The 15,791-nt window shown below is 72.7% G+C and carries 15 protein-coding genes and 1 pseudogene; 10 read left to right on the top strand and 6 right to left on the bottom strand.

What is annotated here, in order from left to right; all coding sequences use genetic code 11:
• Positions 1-312 precede the first annotated feature (312 nt).
• Positions 313-612: a hypothetical protein gene (locus J3P30_RS00430; RefSeq protein ID WP_210478880.1), complete on the top strand. Its 300-nt coding sequence runs from the start codon at positions 313-315 to the stop codon at positions 610-612.
• A gap of 98 nt (positions 613-710) precedes the next feature.
• Here J3P30_RS00430 and J3P30_RS00435 read toward each other — a convergent pair whose 3' ends face one another.
• Positions 711-1,271: a hypothetical protein gene (locus tag J3P30_RS00435; protein WP_210478882.1), complete on the bottom strand. Its 561-nt coding sequence runs from the start codon at positions 1,269-1,271 to the stop codon at positions 711-713.
• A 75-nt stretch (positions 1,272-1,346) separates the two neighbouring features.
• Here J3P30_RS00435 and J3P30_RS00440 point away from each other — a divergent pair, with 75 nt between their 5' ends.
• Complete coding sequence (locus J3P30_RS00440) at positions 1,347-1,850, top strand: DUF6328 family protein (RefSeq protein ID WP_210478884.1); 504 nt, start codon at positions 1,347-1,349, stop codon at positions 1,848-1,850.
• A 44-nt stretch (positions 1,851-1,894) separates the two neighbouring features.
• On the opposite strand, the gene J3P30_RS00445 is transcribed toward J3P30_RS00440, so the two are convergent.
• On the bottom strand, positions 1,895-2,761 hold the full coding sequence (locus J3P30_RS00445; protein ID WP_210478886.1) for a Ku protein: 867 nt from the start codon (positions 2,759-2,761) through the stop codon (positions 1,895-1,897).
• A gap of 74 nt (positions 2,762-2,835) precedes the next feature.
• Here J3P30_RS00445 and J3P30_RS00450 point away from each other — a divergent pair, with 74 nt between their 5' ends.
• The 3 genes and pseudogenes from J3P30_RS00450 (at position 2,836) to J3P30_RS00465 (ending at position 7,359) form a co-directional block, all read left to right on the top strand.
• A complete protein-coding gene (locus J3P30_RS00450) occupies positions 2,836-5,415 on the top strand; it encodes an ATP-dependent DNA ligase (RefSeq protein ID WP_210478888.1) in 2,580 nt (859 codons plus the stop codon).
• Positions 5,412-6,662: pseudogene (locus J3P30_RS00460) on the top strand (YihY/virulence factor BrkB family protein). Before J3P30_RS00450 ends, J3P30_RS00460 begins: the two are co-directional and overlap by 4 nt.
• Before the next feature lies 1 nt (position 6,663).
• On the top strand, positions 6,664-7,359 hold the full coding sequence (locus tag J3P30_RS00465) for a protoporphyrinogen oxidase (RefSeq protein WP_210478895.1): 696 nt from the start codon (positions 6,664-6,666) through the stop codon (positions 7,357-7,359).
• A gap of 52 nt (positions 7,360-7,411) precedes the next feature.
• Here the strand turns inward: J3P30_RS00465 and J3P30_RS00470 are convergent, their stop codons facing one another.
• From J3P30_RS00470 to J3P30_RS00485, 4 genes are read right to left on the bottom strand one after another with little or no spacing between them, the layout of a single operon-like run.
• Positions 7,412-8,887: an aspartate ammonia-lyase gene (locus J3P30_RS00470; RefSeq protein ID WP_210478897.1), complete on the bottom strand. Its 1,476-nt coding sequence runs from the start codon at positions 8,885-8,887 to the stop codon at positions 7,412-7,414.
• Positions 8,888-8,925: 38 nt separating this feature from the next.
• On the bottom strand, positions 8,926-9,750 hold the full coding sequence (locus J3P30_RS00475) for a CHAD domain-containing protein (protein ID WP_210478899.1): 825 nt from the start codon (positions 9,748-9,750) through the stop codon (positions 8,926-8,928).
• Positions 9,751-9,770: 20 nt separating this feature from the next.
• Complete coding sequence (locus tag J3P30_RS00480; protein WP_210478902.1) at positions 9,771-10,049, bottom strand: hypothetical protein; 279 nt, start codon at positions 10,047-10,049, stop codon at positions 9,771-9,773.
• Positions 10,046-11,215 carry an inorganic phosphate transporter gene (locus J3P30_RS00485; protein ID WP_210478904.1) on the bottom strand — a complete coding sequence of 390 codons (1,170 nt, stop codon included), beginning with the start codon at positions 11,213-11,215 and terminating at the stop codon, positions 10,046-10,048. Before J3P30_RS00485 ends, J3P30_RS00480 begins: the two co-directional genes overlap by 4 nt.
• A gap of 113 nt (positions 11,216-11,328) precedes the next feature.
• Here J3P30_RS00485 and J3P30_RS00490 point away from each other — a divergent pair, with 113 nt between their 5' ends.
• From J3P30_RS00490 to J3P30_RS00510, 5 genes are all read left to right on the top strand, one after another.
• Entirely contained in the window at positions 11,329-11,481 is a 153-nt protein-coding gene (locus J3P30_RS00490) for a hypothetical protein (protein ID WP_210478906.1), read from the top strand.
• A gap of 68 nt (positions 11,482-11,549) precedes the next feature.
• Positions 11,550-11,960 carry a hypothetical protein gene (locus J3P30_RS00495; protein WP_210478909.1) on the top strand — a complete coding sequence of 137 codons (411 nt, stop codon included), beginning with the start codon at positions 11,550-11,552 and terminating at the stop codon, positions 11,958-11,960.
• Positions 11,961-12,050: 90 nt separating this feature from the next.
• Positions 12,051-12,203, top strand: coding sequence for a hypothetical protein (locus J3P30_RS00500; protein ID WP_210478911.1), 153 nt, complete (start codon positions 12,051-12,053; stop codon positions 12,201-12,203).
• 1 nt (position 12,204) lies between these two features.
• Positions 12,205-13,548 (top strand): aminoglycoside phosphotransferase family protein, encoded by a 1,344-nt coding sequence (locus J3P30_RS00505; RefSeq protein WP_246852672.1) that lies wholly within the window; start codon positions 12,205-12,207, stop codon positions 13,546-13,548.
• The gene (locus J3P30_RS00510; protein ID WP_210478914.1) at positions 13,545-15,668 is read left to right on the top strand and encodes a S9 family peptidase; all 2,124 of its coding nucleotides are present in this window, start codon (positions 13,545-13,547) and stop codon (positions 15,666-15,668) included. Before J3P30_RS00505 ends, J3P30_RS00510 begins: the two co-directional genes overlap by 4 nt.
• Positions 15,669-15,791 lie beyond the last annotated feature (123 nt).

Genomic DNA, 15,791 nt, shown 5'->3' on the forward strand with positions numbered 1-15,791 from the left:
CGGCACGCCGCCGGACTCGTCCCGCTTGACAGCGGCCGGGCGTTCATCCCTGCGCAGGCATGTGCCTCCTCCTGGGGATGTGCTGACAGGCCGCGTGGCGTCATGCTGAAGCGGGGCTGATGTACCCCGACGAAACGCGAGGCAATCTCGCGATCCAGCTCGGGACGAAAGTCCCTACCCGCGGTTCAGGCCGGTCCGCTACTCCCTTGTACTTAGCTGTGGACTGTCTGTAACTCTGGTCGTACCCCGTCACGACGCGGGTAGCTTTGTGGCCTGCACGGCGCCCTGCATGGCCGTGCAAAGGGAGTGAATATGAGCAGCACAACGATTCCAACCCCCGGCATCTCGGTCGACGACCAATTCGACCAGTCCCGCCCGTACCACCCGTACGCGCGGCAGATCGACGACGAGCAGTGGATCGTGGAGGAGCCGGGCGCGTCGCGCCCCCTGGGCTTCGTCCGGTCCCGCATGTCCCCCACGACGGGCCTCCTCGAGTTCGTCGTGATCCCGTGGCACGACGAGTCGATCACGGTGCGTCCCTACGACGGCTCGCATCCGACCCTGTTCCACGCGGTGTCCTGGCTCCGCTGGCACGAGTCGCCGCACCGCTGATCGCGAGACGCCGTCCTCCCGCGGCGTCCTCCCTCCTCCCGCGCGGTCCTGCCTCCGCGCGGGGCGTCCGCGACGCGGTTGCGCCGGGGAGCGAGACCTCACTCGGCTCCCTTCTCGAGGGAGTCCATCTCGATCTCGGGTTCGCCCCCTCGCAGCGCGTGCACGTCGTCGGCGGGCACGCGTCCCACCGTGTTCACGACGCTCACCGCGACCGTGAGCCCCGCGAAGGCGACGAGCGCGACGCGCTGCTCCCCCGGGAACTGCTCGGCGAGCGACTCGTAGATCTCGTCGGGCACGTCGTGCGGGTTCCGCGCCAGCTCACGGCCGAACCGCGCGAGGAGCTGGTTCCGGTGCCCGGACGGGGCGTCGGGATCCTCCCCCGCCTCCTCGAGCACCTGCCGGAAGAACACCGCGCAGGGCTCGCAGCCGTACTCGTCCGAGATGGCGTAGGCGAGGGCCGTCACCCCGCGCTCCCCCACGACCGGCACGAGCTCGTCCTTCAGCGTGTACCACTCGAGGTACGCCCGGAAGCTCGGCACGTGCCCGAGCAGCGCCGCACGCACGTTCGAGATGCGGCCCCGCGACTCGAGCAGCTGGGCCCGGGCGGAGCGGGCCTCCTCGCTGAGGTCGTCGGTCGACGGGATGGGGAGGAAGGCCATGGCGTCAGCCTAGGTCGGCGCAAGCCCCCTGCCCAGACTCGTGAGAGCGCCCGCGCGCGCTCCTAGGATCGGCACATGTCGCACGACCTGCGAGGGCCGGACCTGGCCGGGAGCCGGGACGAGACCGGCCGCAACGAGACCGAGAACGAGCGGCTCGACCGGAACTGGAACGAGATCCTGCAGGAGCTGCGGGTCACTCAGACGGGCACGCAGATCCTCACGGGATTCCTGCTGACCCTGGCCTTCCAGCCCCGGTTCCAGGATCTCGACAGCTTTCAGGTGGGCGTCTACCTGGTGCTCGTCGCGGTCGCGACCCTCGCCACGGCGCTCGGCCTCGGCCCGGTCAGCCTCCACCGTGCGCTGTTCCGCAAGCGGCGCAAGGACGCCGTGGTCAACCTCGCCGATCGGCTGCTCCAGGTCGTGCTGATCTTCGTCGGCCTGCTCATCACCGGCGTTGTGCTGCTCGTCTTCGACGTCGTGACGAGCCGAACCGTCGCGGTCGTCTGCGCCGTCGTCACCGCGGTGGTGCTGCTCGTGGTCTGGCTCGTCCTGCCGTTCCGGCACCGTCCCCGGAGCTGACCAGCCGACTCAGGTCGGGAGGCGCCGCGGCCACCCCAGCGGTCCTAGGCGCGCTTGCGCTTCTTCGGCGCCGGCGCCTTCTCCTCCTCGGCCGCCGGCTTCTCCTCGGGCTCGTCCTTGCGGTCCGCCCGGTTGCGCTCGACGCTGCGGCGCAGCGCCTCCATGAGGTCGAGCACCTCGCCGCCCTCGGGCTCCTCGCCGCCCTGGCCGAAGGTCGCCGCCGTGTCGATCGCATCGCCCTGCTCGAGCTTCGCGTCGATCAGCTTCTTCAGCTGCTCCTGGTACTCGTCGGTGAACGCGTCGGGGGTGAAGTCGCTCTCGAAGCTCTTGACGAGGGAGGACGACATCTTCAGCTCCTTGTCGGAGATGTCGACCTTCTCGTTCAGCGACTTGAAGTTCGCCTCCCGGACCTCGTCGCCCCAGAGCAGCGTCTGCAGCACGAGCACGTCGCCCTTGACCCGCAGGGCGGCCAGCCGGGTCCGCTGCCGGATCGCGAACTTCACGATGGCGGTCCGATCCGTCTGCTGGAGCGTCTCCCGCAGGAGCACGTAGGCCTTCGGCGAGCGCGAGTCCGGCTCGAGGTAGTAGCTGCGCTCGAACATGATCGGGTCAACCTGCTCGCTCGGCACGAACTCGACGACGTCGATCTCGCGGTTCTGCTCGACCGGGAGCGAGGCGAGGTCCTCCGGCGTGATGATGACGGTGCGGTCCCCGGCGTCGTACGCCTTCTGGATGTGCGAGTACTCGACCACCTCGCCGTCGATCTCGCAGATCCGCTGGTACCGGATGCGCCCCCCGTCCTTGTCGTGGACCTGGTGCATCGGGACGTCGTGGTCCTCCGTCGCGCTGTAGACCTTCACCGGCACGTTGACCAGGCCGAACGTGATGGCGCCCTTCCAGATGGACCTCATGCTCCCAGTATTCCGCGTGTGATCAGGCGGGCGGTACCGTTGACAAGCGGGCCCGGCCCGGGAACAGGAGGGGCATGGCGCGCTCCAGCGGCGACATCGTGGAGGTCGACGGCCGCCGGCTCCGGCTCACCAACCTCGACAAGGTGCTCTACCCCGAGACGGGCACGACCAAGGCCGACGTCCTCGACTACTACGCACGGATCGCGCCCGTTCTTCTCCCGCACACGCGCGACCGGGCGCTCACGAGGAAGCGCTGGGTCAACGGCGTCGGCACCGCGGAGGCGCCCGGCGAGGTGTTCTTCCAGAAGAACCTCGACGACGGCGCACCGGACTGGGTGCCCCGCCAGGTGCAGCACCACAAGTCGCACACGATCGAGTACCCGCTCCTGAACGACCGCGCGACGCTCGTGTGGACAGCCCAGGTGTCCTCGCTCGAGCTGCACGTGCCGCAGTGGCGGTTCGGGCCGGACGGGCAGCCGCAGAACCCGGACCGGCTCGTCCTCGACCTGGACCCGGGTCCCGGGGTCGGGCTGCCGGAGTGCGCCGAGATCGCGCGGCGGGTGCGGCCCATCCTCGAGGGCGTGGGCCTCTCGCCGATGCCGGTGACGAGCGGGAGCAAGGGGATCCACCTCTATGCGCGCCTCGACGGCACGCGGTCGAGCGACGAGATCTCGGCGTTCGCCCATGAGCTCGCCCGGGCGCTCGAGGCGGACGACCCCGACCTCGTCGTCAGCGACATGAAGAAGTCGCTGCGCGTCGGGAAGGTGCTCGTCGACTGGAGCCAGAACAGCGCTGCGAAGACCACCATCGCGCCCTACTCGCTGCGCGGGCGGCCGACCCCGACCGTCGCGGCGCCGCGGACGTGGGAGGAGCTCGACGCTCCGGACCTCGCCCATCTCGGCTACCAGGAGGTGCTGGACCGAGTCGCCCGCCTCGGCGACCTGCTCGCCGACCTCGACCCGCCCGCGCGCGTCCTCGAGCCCACCCCCGAGCGGATGGCGACGTTCGAGTCGACGCCCGAGGCACGCGACAGGCTCGCGAAGTACCGCAGCATGCGGGACGCCGCGAAGACGCCGGAGCCGGTTCCCGCGGACCCGGCCATCCCGTCGGACGGGCGCAGCTTCGTCATCCAGGAGCACCACGCCCGCCGGCTGCACTACGACTTCCGGCTGGAGCACGACGGCGTCCTCGTCTCCTGGGCCGTGCCGAAGGGCGTCCCGGAAACCCCCGCCGAGAACCACCTGGCGGTGCACACCGAGGACCACCCGCTGGAGTACGGGACGTTCGAGGGGCGGATCCCGGCCGGCGAGTACGGCGCCGGCGAGGTGACGATCTGGGACGCCGGCACCTACGAGCTCGAGAAGTGGCGCGACGACGAGGTCATCGTGACGCTGCACGGCAGGCCGGACGGGCCGCTCCGCGGGCCCGTCCGCGTCGCCCTCGTCCGGACCGGGCGGACACCCGGCGACGAGAAGAACTGGCTGATGCACCGCACGAAGGCGCAGCCCGCGCGGAAGCCGGACGGCTCGGACGCCGCCGGCCCGGGCGATCGCGCCGCCGGCACGACCGCTCCCGCCGTGACCGCCCCCGCCGTGGCCGGCCCCGCTGCGACCGCATCCGCGGGTCCGGCTCCCCAGAGTCCCTCTTCCGCGCCCGCCGACGTCCTTGGGGAGCCGTCTCCCCTGCTGCGGCGCGGGCCGATGCTCGCGACGCTCGGGGACGAGCGGACCGTGGGCGGCGGAGACCAGTGGGCGTTCGAGATGAAGTGGGACGGGATCCGGGCGCTCGTCGACGTGCGCGACGGGCGCGCGGTGCTGATGAGCCGCAACGCGAAGGACCTCACGGCGACCTATCCCGAACTGCAGGGCGTCATCGACGCGGTGGACGCCCGCCAGGCCGTCCTCGACGGGGAGATCGTCGCGCTCGGCCGCGGCGGACGGCCCGACTTCGGCCTGCTGCAGCAGCGGATGAACCTGCAGCGGACGGCGGACATCGAGGCCGCCCGGAGGACTGTCCCCGTTCACCTCATGGTGTTCGACCTCCTCGAGCTCGACGGCGAGTCCCTCCTCGACCTCACCTACGACGAGCGGCGCCGCCGGCTGGCGGAGACGGTCCGGTCCACCGGGCTCGTCCAGGTTCCTCCGGAGTTCTCCGGCGAGGGCCGCACGGTGCACGAGGCGATGGAGGCGAGCGGCTCCCTCGGGCTGGAGGGCGTCGTGGCGAAGCGCCGCAGCTCGGTCTACCTGCCCGGCCGCCGGTCCCCGTCCTGGGTGAAGATCAAGCACCACAGCGCGCAGGAGGTCGTGATCGGCGGCTGGAAGCCCGGGCAGGGCGGGCGCGGGGGCACGATCGGATCCCTCCTCCTCGGCATCCCCGAGGACGGGACGCTGCGCTACGTCGGGAAGGTGGGCACGGGCTTCAGCGCGAAGGACCTGGCCGACGCGGCCGCCCGTCTCGCGCCGCTCGCGCAGGACGCGAACCCGTTCTCGGACATCCCCAGGCCGGACGCGCGCGACGCCCACTGGGTCGAGCCGCGGCTCGTCGGCGAGGTCGAGTTCGCGGAGTGGACCTCGACGGGGCGGCTCCGGCAGCCGTCCTGGCGGGGCTGGCGGGTCGACAAGAGTCCCGGCGACGTCGTCCGGGAACAGCCGTGAGCCGGGCGCACCGGGTCGTCAGCCGCTCCGACTGGGCGTACGCGCTGCGGCGCACCGGCCACTCCTTCGCCAGGGTCCGCGGGATCGACGCGGCGGCCTCGCTCACGTTCTTCTCCGCGATCACCCTGTTCCCCGCCGCTCTCACCGTCATGTCGGCGCTCGCGATCCTGGACGGCTCCCGCGCCGTGGACTTCGTGCTGCGCGTCCTCTCGGAGGTCGCCGAGGAGCGCTGGGTGCACGCCGTCCGCGCGCCGCTCGAGCAGTTCACGCAGCTCGGGAACCCGGGCAGCGCCTTCCTCGTCGGTCTCGCCCTCACGCTCTGGACCGGCTCGGCCTACACGACGGCGTTCGGGCGGACGGTGAACACGCTCTACGGCGTGCACGAGGGACGGCGGATCTGAAAGTTCCGCGGCCTCATGCTGGCGGTCACCCTGCTGCTGAGCGTCGGGCTCGCCCTCGGGCTGCTCCTGCTGCTCGGCACCCCGCGGGTCGCGTCGGCCGCGGGACGGCTCGCGGGGGTCGGCGAGCCCTGGATCACCGTCTGGAACGCGGCACGCTGGCCCGCGCTCCTGCTCCTCGCCGCCGCGCTCATCGCGCTGCTCTACTACTTCACCCCCACGGTCGACCGGCAGACGGCGCCCTGGTTCTCGGCGGGCGCCGTGCTCGCGCTCGCGGGCTGGGCCGTCACGACCGGCGGGTTCTGGTGGTACGTGACCGTCCTCGCGCACTACGGCGACCTGTACGGCTGGGCGGGCGGCGCGCTCGTCGTGCTGCTCTGGCTGTTCCTCAGCAACCTCGTGCTCGTGCTCGGCGCGGGCCTCGACGCCGAGCTCACCCGCTTGGATCAGCTCCGCCGGGGCATCCACTCGGAGTCGGCGATCCGCATGCCGATGCGGGACACGACCAGGAACCTCCTCATCGCCCGGTCGCTCTCGCGCGACGAGGCGGAGGGGCGGGCCATCCGTGAGGAGAGCGCCTCCCGTCGCCGGAAGGACGGGCCCGTTGCTCGTGAAGGGGCCGGGCGTAGGCTGAGCCTCATGGACGAACGGAACAGCGAGCTCCCCGACGAGCGCGCAGTCGAGCAGGACTTCTCCATCCCGGCGGACGCCGACTACCGGACTCCCGCCGAGGCGGACTACACCACTCCGGGCGACCCCATCTCCGGCGAGGAGCACCTCGAGGAGCGGGACGAGGAGGAGCTGACCCGCCGCACGGCCACCCCCGGCAACCCGATCGAGGAGAACTGACATGCGAATCCGACTGCTGTTCCTGCTCGGCCTCGCCGGCGGCTACGTCCTCGGCACGCGAGCGGGTCGCGAGCGCTACCTCCAGATGAAGGAGCGCGCCGACGAGCTCTGGCACGACCCGAAGATCGAGAAGGCCCGAGAGGACGCCATCCGCTACGCCCGCGAGCAGGCCCCCGCCCTGCGGGACGCCGCCAGCCAGGCCGCGACCCGGACGAGCGAGGCGGCGCGCGAGGCGGCTGTCCGGGCCGCCGACCTCGCCCACGACGTCGCCGAGAGAACCGCCACCACGGCCCGCGAGGTGGCCGAGCGCACCGCCTCCACCGCCCAGGACCTCGCGGACCGGACCTCGAGCGCGGCCAAGAACGTCGCCGCACGCGTCACCGGCGCCGCCACCGACGCCCGCGGACGCGTGAGCGACACCGCGAGCGATGTGCAGAAGCGCATGAGCGACACCGCCGACGAGCTGAAGGAGCGCAGCGACCGGGCGATGCGCAGCGCCGCGGAGGCGCGCGACGACGCCCTCGCATCGCTCGACGACGAGGACGACGCGTCCGAGCAGCCTCCGGCGGACGGATCCGCAGCCGCGACCGGAACGGCCGCCGAGGTGCGTGCCGCCACGATCGGGGAGGCGGGAGCCGCCGACGCGCCCGCCGGCGAGGGCGAGCGCGCGGACGGGGTGGCGCCCGCCGGGCGCTGACGCCGTTTCGTCCCGGGGGCGCCCCTCGGCCCTTTCCCGGGGCCGGAGCGCATCAGCGCTCCGCGGGCGCGGGGAACTGCTGCACGGGCGGCAGGACCGGGATGGGCGCCGTCGTGTCGGGTCTTCCGGCCAGGCGCTCGAGAGCGAGCAGCCGGGTGACCTCCTCCCGCGTGAGCAGGCCCGACTCCACGACGAGGTCCGCCACGTCGCGGCGGCCGTCGAGCGCCTGCTTGGCGAGCGCGGCCGCGGCCGCGTAGCCGATGTACGGGGTGAGCGCCGTCACGATGCCGACCGATGAGCCGACCATCTGACTGAGGCGGCGCTCGTTCGCGGTGATGCCGTCCACGCAGTTCTCGCGCAGGGTGCGGCAGCCGTTCGCGAGCCAGGTGAGGCTCTGCAGGAGGGCGTGCGCGATGATCGGCTCGAACGCGTTGAGCTGGAGCTGACCCGCCTCGGCGGCCATCGTGACGGTGACGTCCGCTCCCGCGATCGAGAACGCGACCTGGTTGACCACCTCGGGGATGACCGGGTTCACCTTGCCGGGCATGATCGACGAGCCCGCCTGCCTGGGCGGGAGGTTGATGTCTCCCAGCCCTGCCTGGGGACCGGAGGAGAGCAGGCGGAGGTCGTTGCAGATCTTCGACAGCTTGATCGCGGACCGCTTGAGCGCCCCGGACAGCGACATGAAGACTCCGGCGTCGGCGGTCGCCTCGACGAGGTCCTGGGCCGTGACGAGGTCGAACCCCGTGATCTCGCGCAGGTGCCGGTTGACCGTCGGCGCGTAGTCCGGATCCGCGGTGATGCCCGTGCCGATGGCGGTCGCGCCGAGGTTGTGCTCGTACAGGAGCGGGATGGTCTCCCTGAGCCGCGAGTGGTCCTCGCCGAGCGTGATCGCGAAGCTCCGGAACTCCTGGCCCAGGGTCATGGGCACCGCATCCTGCAGCTGCGTCCGGCCCACCTTGAGGATGGACGCGAACTCCTGGCCTCTGTACGCGAAGGCGAGCCGCAGGAGGTCGAGCTCGTCGAGCAGGGTCTCGAGCCCCATGCAGAGCGCGACCTTGAGCGAGGTCGGATACACGTCGTTGGTCGACTGGCTCCGGTTGACGTCGTCGAGCGGGTGCAGGAACTCGTAGTCGCCCTTCGGCCGGCCGGCGAGCTCGAGCGCCCGGTTGGCGATGACCTCGTTCGCGTTCATGTTGGTGCTCGTTCCGGCGCCGCCCTGGACGACGCCGACGACGAACTGGTCGTCGAGCAGGCCGCGCTTGACGTCCTCGCAGGCGGCGTCGATGAGGGCCGCCTTCTCGCCCGGCAGGACTCCGAGCTCGGCGTTCGCCCGGGCCGCCGCCTGCTTCACTGCGCCCAGCGCGTGGACGAAGTTGGGGTAGACGGAGATGGGGCGGCGGGAGATCGGAAAGTTCTCGAGCGCGCGGGCGGTGTGGATGCCCCAGTACGCGTCGGCGGGCACCTCGACGCTCCCGAGAGAGTCGGTCTCCGTCCGGGTCCGCATGGTCTGAACGCCGTCGTCCATGATGCGACCCTAGCTGGCGGCCGCCGAGCGCCGAGGAGTCAGAAGAGGTCCCCCACCGCGCCGCCGTAGGCGGCGAGGGCGGCGCTCGCTCGCCGCTCCTCCTCCCGCCGCAGCCGCCCGAGCTCCTCGGCTCGGCGTCCGGTTGCGCGCTGCTCCTCGACGGCGAGCACCTCCATCACCGCGAGAGCGTCGCGCCGCTCCCCGAGGGCGTCCTGGACCCGCTCGGCGACCTGCCTCAGCCGGCGCACGGACTCGTCGTGGCCGTCGCCGAACGCGGACAGGTCGTACCGCAGCCGCTTCGCCGCCTTGCGCACGTCGTGCAGCCGCGCCTCCCGCTGCTCGCCGCCGAGGCCCGGCTCCTCGGCACGCTTCGCCCGCCGGCGCACCCGGCGCAGGTCCCGCTCGAGGATGTCGTCGGCGGTCACGTGACCGGACGGCGGCGGCGGATCCTCGGCGAACGACCGCAGGTCGTCGAGCAGCTCGAGGAACCTCCGCGACGAGAGGTCGCTCACCGCCGCGGCCCTCGCGCCGCGCAGGCTGCGCGCCGCCGAATCCGCCGGCCGCTCCAGCACGCCGGGCATGCTCGTCGCCGCCCGTCTGCGCAGCCCGGCGGCGAGCACCTCGCGATCGCGTGCGGTCCCGAGGTCGCGTCCCAGGTCCTGCAGCCGGGCCTCGAGCCGGTTCGCCGTCTCGCCGTCGAAGGCGGGCGCCGCCGCACGCAGGATGCTGCGGAGCCGGCGGACCGCCACACGCACGTCGTGGAGCGCCTCCCGCTCGCCGCGCGCGACCCCGGGAGCCCGCTCGGCGAGCGACGCTGTCAGCTCCCGGACGGCGCCCAGCGCGGTGTCCCGGATCCCGGTCATCCCGGTGCCTGCGGCGCGGGTCAGCCGCCGTGCAGGGCGGGGACGATGAGGTAGACGCCGATGAGCACGGCGAGCCCGCTGAGCGCGAAGCACACAATCCCCGCGGCCGTCGCCGCGCGGGGACGGGTCGGCTCGCTCACGTCGTCCGTCTCGTCGTCGCGCGCTGCGGTCGCCTCGGCGGCGCCGGCGGCGGGAGTCGCGAAGAGCTTGATGCCCGTCGCGAAGAGCGAGACCGTCACCGACGCGGCGACGACCGACGCCACGGCGACGACGAGGAGGGCCGACCAGTCGATGTTCACGCCCGGCTCCTCTGCTTGGCCTTCTGGATCTTGACGATCTCGCCCGCGGCGTTGACCTCCTTCTCCAGGCTCGCGTGGTCGACGCGGTCGTGCCGGGAGAGGAGGAAGATGCCGAGGATGAACCCGAGGCCCAGGATCGCGTCGATCACGATGCCCACCGCGCCGAGGTGCGCGAGCAGCGCGGCGACCGCGCCGACGGCCGCGGCCGCGGGAAGGGTGAGGACCCAGCCGACGAGGATGCTGCGCGCGGTGCCCCAGCGGACGGAGGAGCCGCGGCGGCCGAGGCCGGAGCCGATGACGGATCCGGACGCGACCTGCGTCGTCGAGAGGGCGAAGCCGAGGTGGCTGGAGGCGAGGATCGTGGCCGCCGTGCTGGTCTCGGCCGAGAACCCCTGAGCGGGCTTCACCGCCGTGAGGCCCGTGCCCATCGTGCGGATGATCCGCCAGCCTCCCGAGTAGGTGCCGACCGCGATGGCGACCGCGCAGGCGACGACCACCCAGAACTCGGGACCCGATCCGGGCTCCTGCATCCCCGCGGCGATCAGGGTGAGCGTGATGACGCCCATCGTCTTCTGCGCGTCGTTGGTGCCGTGCGCGAGCGCCACGAGCGAGGAGGAGAAGATCTGGCCGTAGCGGAAGACGCCGCGCCCGTCCGGCCGGCCGTCGTATCGCCGGGTGATGGCGTAGGCGATGCGGGTGGCGGTGAAGGCGGTGAGCCCCGCGATCAGCGGCGCGAAGATGGCGGGCAGCACGACCTTCGACATCACGACGCCGAAGTCGATCGCGCCGATGCCGGCGCCCACGAGCGCGGACCCGATGAGGCCGCCGAAGAGCGCGTGGCTCGACGAGGACGGCAGCCCGAGGTACCAGGTCGTGAGGTTCCAGACGATCGCGCCGATGAGGCCCGCGAAGATGAACTCGGGCGTGATCTGCACGCCGCCCTCGCCCTCCCGGATCATGCCGCCGGAGATGGTCTTCGCCACCTCGGTGGACAGGAACGCCCCCACGAGGTTGAGGACCGCGGCGAGCGCGACGGCGGTCTTGGGCTTGAGGGCCCGCGTCGCGATGGGAGTCGCCATCGCGTTGGCGGTGTCGTGGAAGCCGTTCGTGAAGTCGAAGAACAGCGCGAGCGAGATGACGAGGACGACGAGGACGGTCAGATCCATGTCGATCCCCGGCCGTGCGCGTGGATCCCGGGAGGCACGCGAGAACTCTAGCGGGACGGAGAGCGTCGGCACCGCCCTGGCGGCGCCCCGTTCTCGGGCGTACCGTCGGCCCCATGGACAGGACACCCGACACCGCCCCCGCCGGGGACGCGCCAGAGCCGGGCGAGCCGGAGGCCCCGTCGCACGACGAGCAGGTGGCCGAGCGGACGCAGGCCGAGAGCGAGGCCGCGTACAACGACCCGCTCGGCGGCCTCCCTATCGCCTGACCCTCAGGCAGCGCTCAGGCTGCCCTCCGGTCCCCGAGTTAGCGTGCTGGGGATCGGGAGGTGTGGGCGTGGACGTTGGAACGCTCACCCTTCGCTACGTGCCGTTCCTCGCCATGCTGGCGGTCGCCGGCATCGTGATCCTCGACGCCCGCGTCCGGGTGAAGCGCCCGGGCCGCGCCCGCTGGAGCGCTCCCCTGCAGCTGCTCCTCGCGCTCGGCATGCTCGTGCTGGCGACGGTCGCCATCATCGTCTCGCCCGAGATCGGGCTCCTGGAGGCGACGGACGGCGATCCGCCGGTCGCCGCCCTGCCCGGGACGCTCGCCGCGTTCTCCGCGATGGGATCGGGCGCCCTCGTCACGCTCGCCTGCGGCCTCGCCTGGCCCGCGTCTCCGCACCCGCGGCGCGGCCTCACGATCTGCGCCGTCGTCGTGGACCTGCTCGCCGTGATGATGACCGGGATGCAGCTCCTGCCGGCCTAGCGCGGGTCCTCTCCCGAGGCGGCCACCGGCCCGGTGTCAACCATCACGCGCCGGGAACCGCAGATGGATCCGCAGAAGTAGGCTCGACGCATGGACGACAGGAACCCCGAGACGCCTGGGCGCGACAACGAGACGGAGCTCGACCGGCTGGACGAGGAGACCGTCAACGAGAACCTCGAGGAGAGCGGCCTGCTCCCTCTGCCCGAGGCGACGCCCGCCGACGGCGGCGCTCCGGCCGCCTGACTTGGCGGCTTCCGAGGGCGGGGCGGTCGACGCCGCACTCGCCGACTGGATGACGCGTCAGCGCTGGTTCTCCGGCAAGGGCGGGCGCCCGCAGCTGCGCGAGGTGGGCAGCTGGACCGCCCGCACCGGCGATTCGCAGGTGACCGCCGAGGTCCTCCTCGTCGAGGACGGCACCGCGGGAACGCTGTACCAGGTTCCCCTCGTGAGACGGGCCCAGGGCGACGGCGCCCGATCCCCCATCGCGGACGGGGACGACCGGTACGACGGCCCGCACGAGCCGGAGTTCGCGCAGGCGCTGCTGGAGCTCCTGACCCGCGGCGGCGAGGCCGAGGGCAGCGCCGCGCGCGCGGTCGGAGAGCCCGCCGGGCCGTCCGCCGGCCGGTACCGCTCCTCCCGCGTGCTGAGCGGCGAGCAGTCGAACACGTCGATCATCATCGAGACCCAGGACGACTCCGGCGCCGACTCGACGCCCCTGATCGTCAAGCTCTTCCGCACCCTGTCCCCGGGCGACAACCCGGACGTGGTCCTGCAGACGGCCATCGCCGGAGCGGGCTCCGACCGCGTCCCGCGCTCCTACGGCGCGCTGCGCGGCACGTGGGGGGACGGAGCGACGGGGCACCTCGCGTTCGCGCAGGAGTTCCTGCCCGGCACCCAGGACGCGTGGCGGGTCGCGACCACGGCCGTGGACGCGGATCAGGACTTCACGGACGCCGCACGCCGCCTCGGCGAGGCGACGGCCGAGGTGCACAGAGTCCTCTCCGAGGCGCTGCCGACCGTCGAGGCCGACGAGGAGCGGAAGGCCGCGCTGCTCGCGTCGATGCGCTCCCGGCTCGCGGCGGCCGTCGAGGTCGTGGACGGCCTCGAGGACCGGGCCGCCGACATCGACGCGGTGTTCGAGGCCGCGGCCGCGGAGCCGTGGCCCCGCCTGCAGCGGGTGCACGGCGACTACCACCTCGGCCAGGTGCTGCATCACCCCGACCGCGGCTGGGTCCTGCTGGACTTCGAGGGCGAGCCGCTGCGGCCCATGGAGGAGCGCTCGCAGCCCGACCTGGCGCTGCGCGACGTCGCCGGGATGCTGCGCTCGTTCGACTACGCCGCCGGAGCGTCCCGGGAGTCGCATCCCGGCGAGGAGCACGCGCGGCTCACGGAGCGCTGGGCGGGCGATGCCCGCACGGCGTTCCTGCAGGGATACGAGGAGGCGCTCGGCGAGCCGCTCGCCCCGCACTCGCGGCTGCTGGCGGCCCTGGAGCTGGACAAGGCCCTCTACGAGGCCGTCTACGAGGCCCGCAACCGGCCGGACTGGCTGCCGATCCCGGCGGCCGCGATCGCGCGGCTGGCCGGATGAGCCGCGCGCCCGTCGCGAAGCGCGTCCCCGTCATCCGTGAGCACCACGGGCACGCCTTCGCAGACCCCTACGAGTGGCTGCGGGCGAAGGACGACCCCGAGGTCATCGCGCACCTCGAGGCCGAGAACGCCCACACCGAGGACCAGCTGTCGGCGCTCGAGCCGCTCCGCGAGCGCATCTTCGAGGAGATCAAGAGCCGGGTGCTGCAGACCGACCTGTCGGTGCCCGTGCGCGAGGGCGACTGGTGGTACTACACGCGCAGCGTCGAGGGGAAGCAGTACGGCATCTCCTGCCGGGCGCCCGTCGCCGATCCCGCCGACTGGACGCCGCCCGTCCTCGAGCCGGGCACCGAGGTGCCCGGCGAGCAGGTGCTGCTCGACTCCAACCGCGAGGCCGAGGGCCACGACTTCTTCTCGCTCGGCAGCTTCGACGTGTCCTCGGACGGCCGGCTCCTCGCCTACGCGACGGACACCGTCGGCGACGAGCGGTACACGCTCCGCATCCGCCACCTCGAGACCGGGCGGGACCTGCCCGACGTGGTGACGGGCACGGCGCCGGGGGCGGTGCTCTCCGTCGACGGCCGGCACGTCTTCTACACGACGGTCGACGAGTCCTGGCGCCCGGACACCGTCTGGCGCCACGACGTCGGGGCGGCCGGCGAGGACACCGTCGTTTTCTCGGAGCCGGACGAGCGGTACTGGGTCGGCGTCGGCCTCACGCGGTCCCGCCGGTACCTCCTCATCGAGCTCGAGTCGAAGATCACGTCCGAGGTGCACCTCCTGCCCGCGGACGACCCGACCGGCGAGTTCCGCGTCGTCTGGCCGCGCCGGGAGGGCGTCGAGTACTCGGTGTCGCACGCCGTCCTCGGCGGCGAGGACCGGCTCCTCATCCTGCACAACGACGGCGCCCGCAACTTCGAACTCGTGTCGGTGCCCGCCGAGGAGCCGGAGAGCCACCGCGAGGTGGTCCTCCCCCACGACCCCGAGGTCCGCCTCGAGGGCGTCACCTCGTTCGCCCGCCATGTGGCCGTCGCGTTCCGGCGCGGCGGTCTCGCGCGCATCGGCCTGCTCGCGCTGCCGGGCCTCATGGCGCCGGACGTCCCCGGCACCGGCCTGCTGCGGGAGATCGGGTTCGACGAGCCCCTGTTCACGGCGTCCCTCGCGGGGAACCCCGAATGGGAGCAGCCGACCCTGCGCATCGGCTACGGCTCGTTCGTCACGCCGTCGACCGTCTTCGACTACGACGTCGCGTCCGGGTTCCTGCACCTGCGCAAGCGCCAGCCGGTGCTCGGCGGTTACGACCCGACGGACTACGAGCAGCGGCGCGTGTGGGCGCCCGCCGAGGACGGCGCCCTGGTGCCGATCTCGCTCGTCGCGCGCCGCGAGGTCTTCGACCGCCCGGCGGCGGCCGGTCCGCCGCCAGTGCTCCTCTACGGCTACGGCTCGTACGAGGCGAGCATCGATCCCGCGTTCTCCCCGTCACGCCTCTCGCTGCTCGACCGCGGCGTCGTCTACGCGGTCGCGCACGTGCGCGGCGGAGGCGAGCTCGGGCGCGAGTGGTACGAGCAGGGCCGCCTCCTCGCCAAGCGCACGACGTTCACCGACTTCGTGGCGGCTGCGGACCACCTTCTCCGCGAGGGCTACGCGACGCCCGAGCGGCTCGTCGCCGAGGGCGGCAGCGCCGGCGGGCTGCTGATGGGCGCGGTCGCGAACCTGGCGCCCGACCGGTTCGCCGGGATCCTCGCGAGCGTGCCGTTCGTGGATCCGCTGACGTCGATCCTCGACCCCAGCCTCCCGCTGACCGTCATCGAGTGGGACGAGTGGGGCAACCCGCTCGAGGACCCCGAGGTGTACGAGTACATGCGCTCGTACTCCCCCTACGAGAACGTGCGCGAGCAGCCGTACCCGCGCATCCTCGCCATGACGAGCCTCAACGACACGCGCGTGCTCTACGTCGAGCCGGCGAAGTGGGTGGCCCGCCTCCGCGAGGTCGGCGCCCCCGTGCTGCTGAAGACGGAGATGACCGCCGGCCACGGCGGCGTGAGCGGCCGCTACAGCGCCTGGCGCGAGCGCGCGTTCGAGCTCGCCTGGATCCTCGACGTCCTCGGCATCCGCGAGTAGCGGCTCGCGCGTGAGAAGGTGCGCGAGGACGGCCTCCCCGCGCTGGGGCCGCGCGTCGCTCGGTGGACCCGGAGCGACGCGGTCTCCCCCCAACGGCTGCTCACGCTCCTCACCGCTGCGTGG

Source organism: Naasia sp. SYSU D00948 (assembly GCF_017916515.1).
Taxonomy (GTDB): Bacteria; Actinomycetota; Actinomycetes; order Actinomycetales; family Microbacteriaceae; genus Naasia.

Coding starts and splice junctions, on each gene's coding strand:
- J3P30_RS00465 (WP_210478895.1), top strand. CDS start 6,664: ATGCGAATCCGACTGCTGTTCCTGCTCGGCCTCGCCGGCGGCTACGTC.
- J3P30_RS00435 (WP_210478882.1), bottom strand. CDS start 1,271: ATGGCCTTCCTCCCCATCCCGTCGACCGACGACCTCAGCGAGGAGGCC.
- J3P30_RS00510 (WP_210478914.1), top strand. CDS start 13,545: ATGAGCCGCGCGCCCGTCGCGAAGCGCGTCCCCGTCATCCGTGAGCAC.
- J3P30_RS00490 (WP_210478906.1), top strand. CDS start 11,329: ATGGACAGGACACCCGACACCGCCCCCGCCGGGGACGCGCCAGAGCCG.
- J3P30_RS00485 (WP_210478904.1), bottom strand. CDS start 11,215: ATGGATCTGACCGTCCTCGTCGTCCTCGTCATCTCGCTCGCGCTGTTC.
- J3P30_RS00500 (WP_210478911.1), top strand. CDS start 12,051: ATGGACGACAGGAACCCCGAGACGCCTGGGCGCGACAACGAGACGGAG.
- J3P30_RS00430 (WP_210478880.1), top strand. CDS start 313: ATGAGCAGCACAACGATTCCAACCCCCGGCATCTCGGTCGACGACCAA.
- J3P30_RS00470 (WP_210478897.1), bottom strand. CDS start 8,887: ATGGACGACGGCGTTCAGACCATGCGGACCCGGACGGAGACCGACTCT.
- J3P30_RS00440 (WP_210478884.1), top strand. CDS start 1,347: ATGTCGCACGACCTGCGAGGGCCGGACCTGGCCGGGAGCCGGGACGAG.
- J3P30_RS00445 (WP_210478886.1), bottom strand. CDS start 2,761: ATGAGGTCCATCTGGAAGGGCGCCATCACGTTCGGCCTGGTCAACGTG.
- J3P30_RS00450 (WP_210478888.1), top strand. CDS start 2,836: ATGGCGCGCTCCAGCGGCGACATCGTGGAGGTCGACGGCCGCCGGCTC.
- J3P30_RS00475 (WP_210478899.1), bottom strand. CDS start 9,750: ATGACCGGGATCCGGGACACCGCGCTGGGCGCCGTCCGGGAGCTGACA.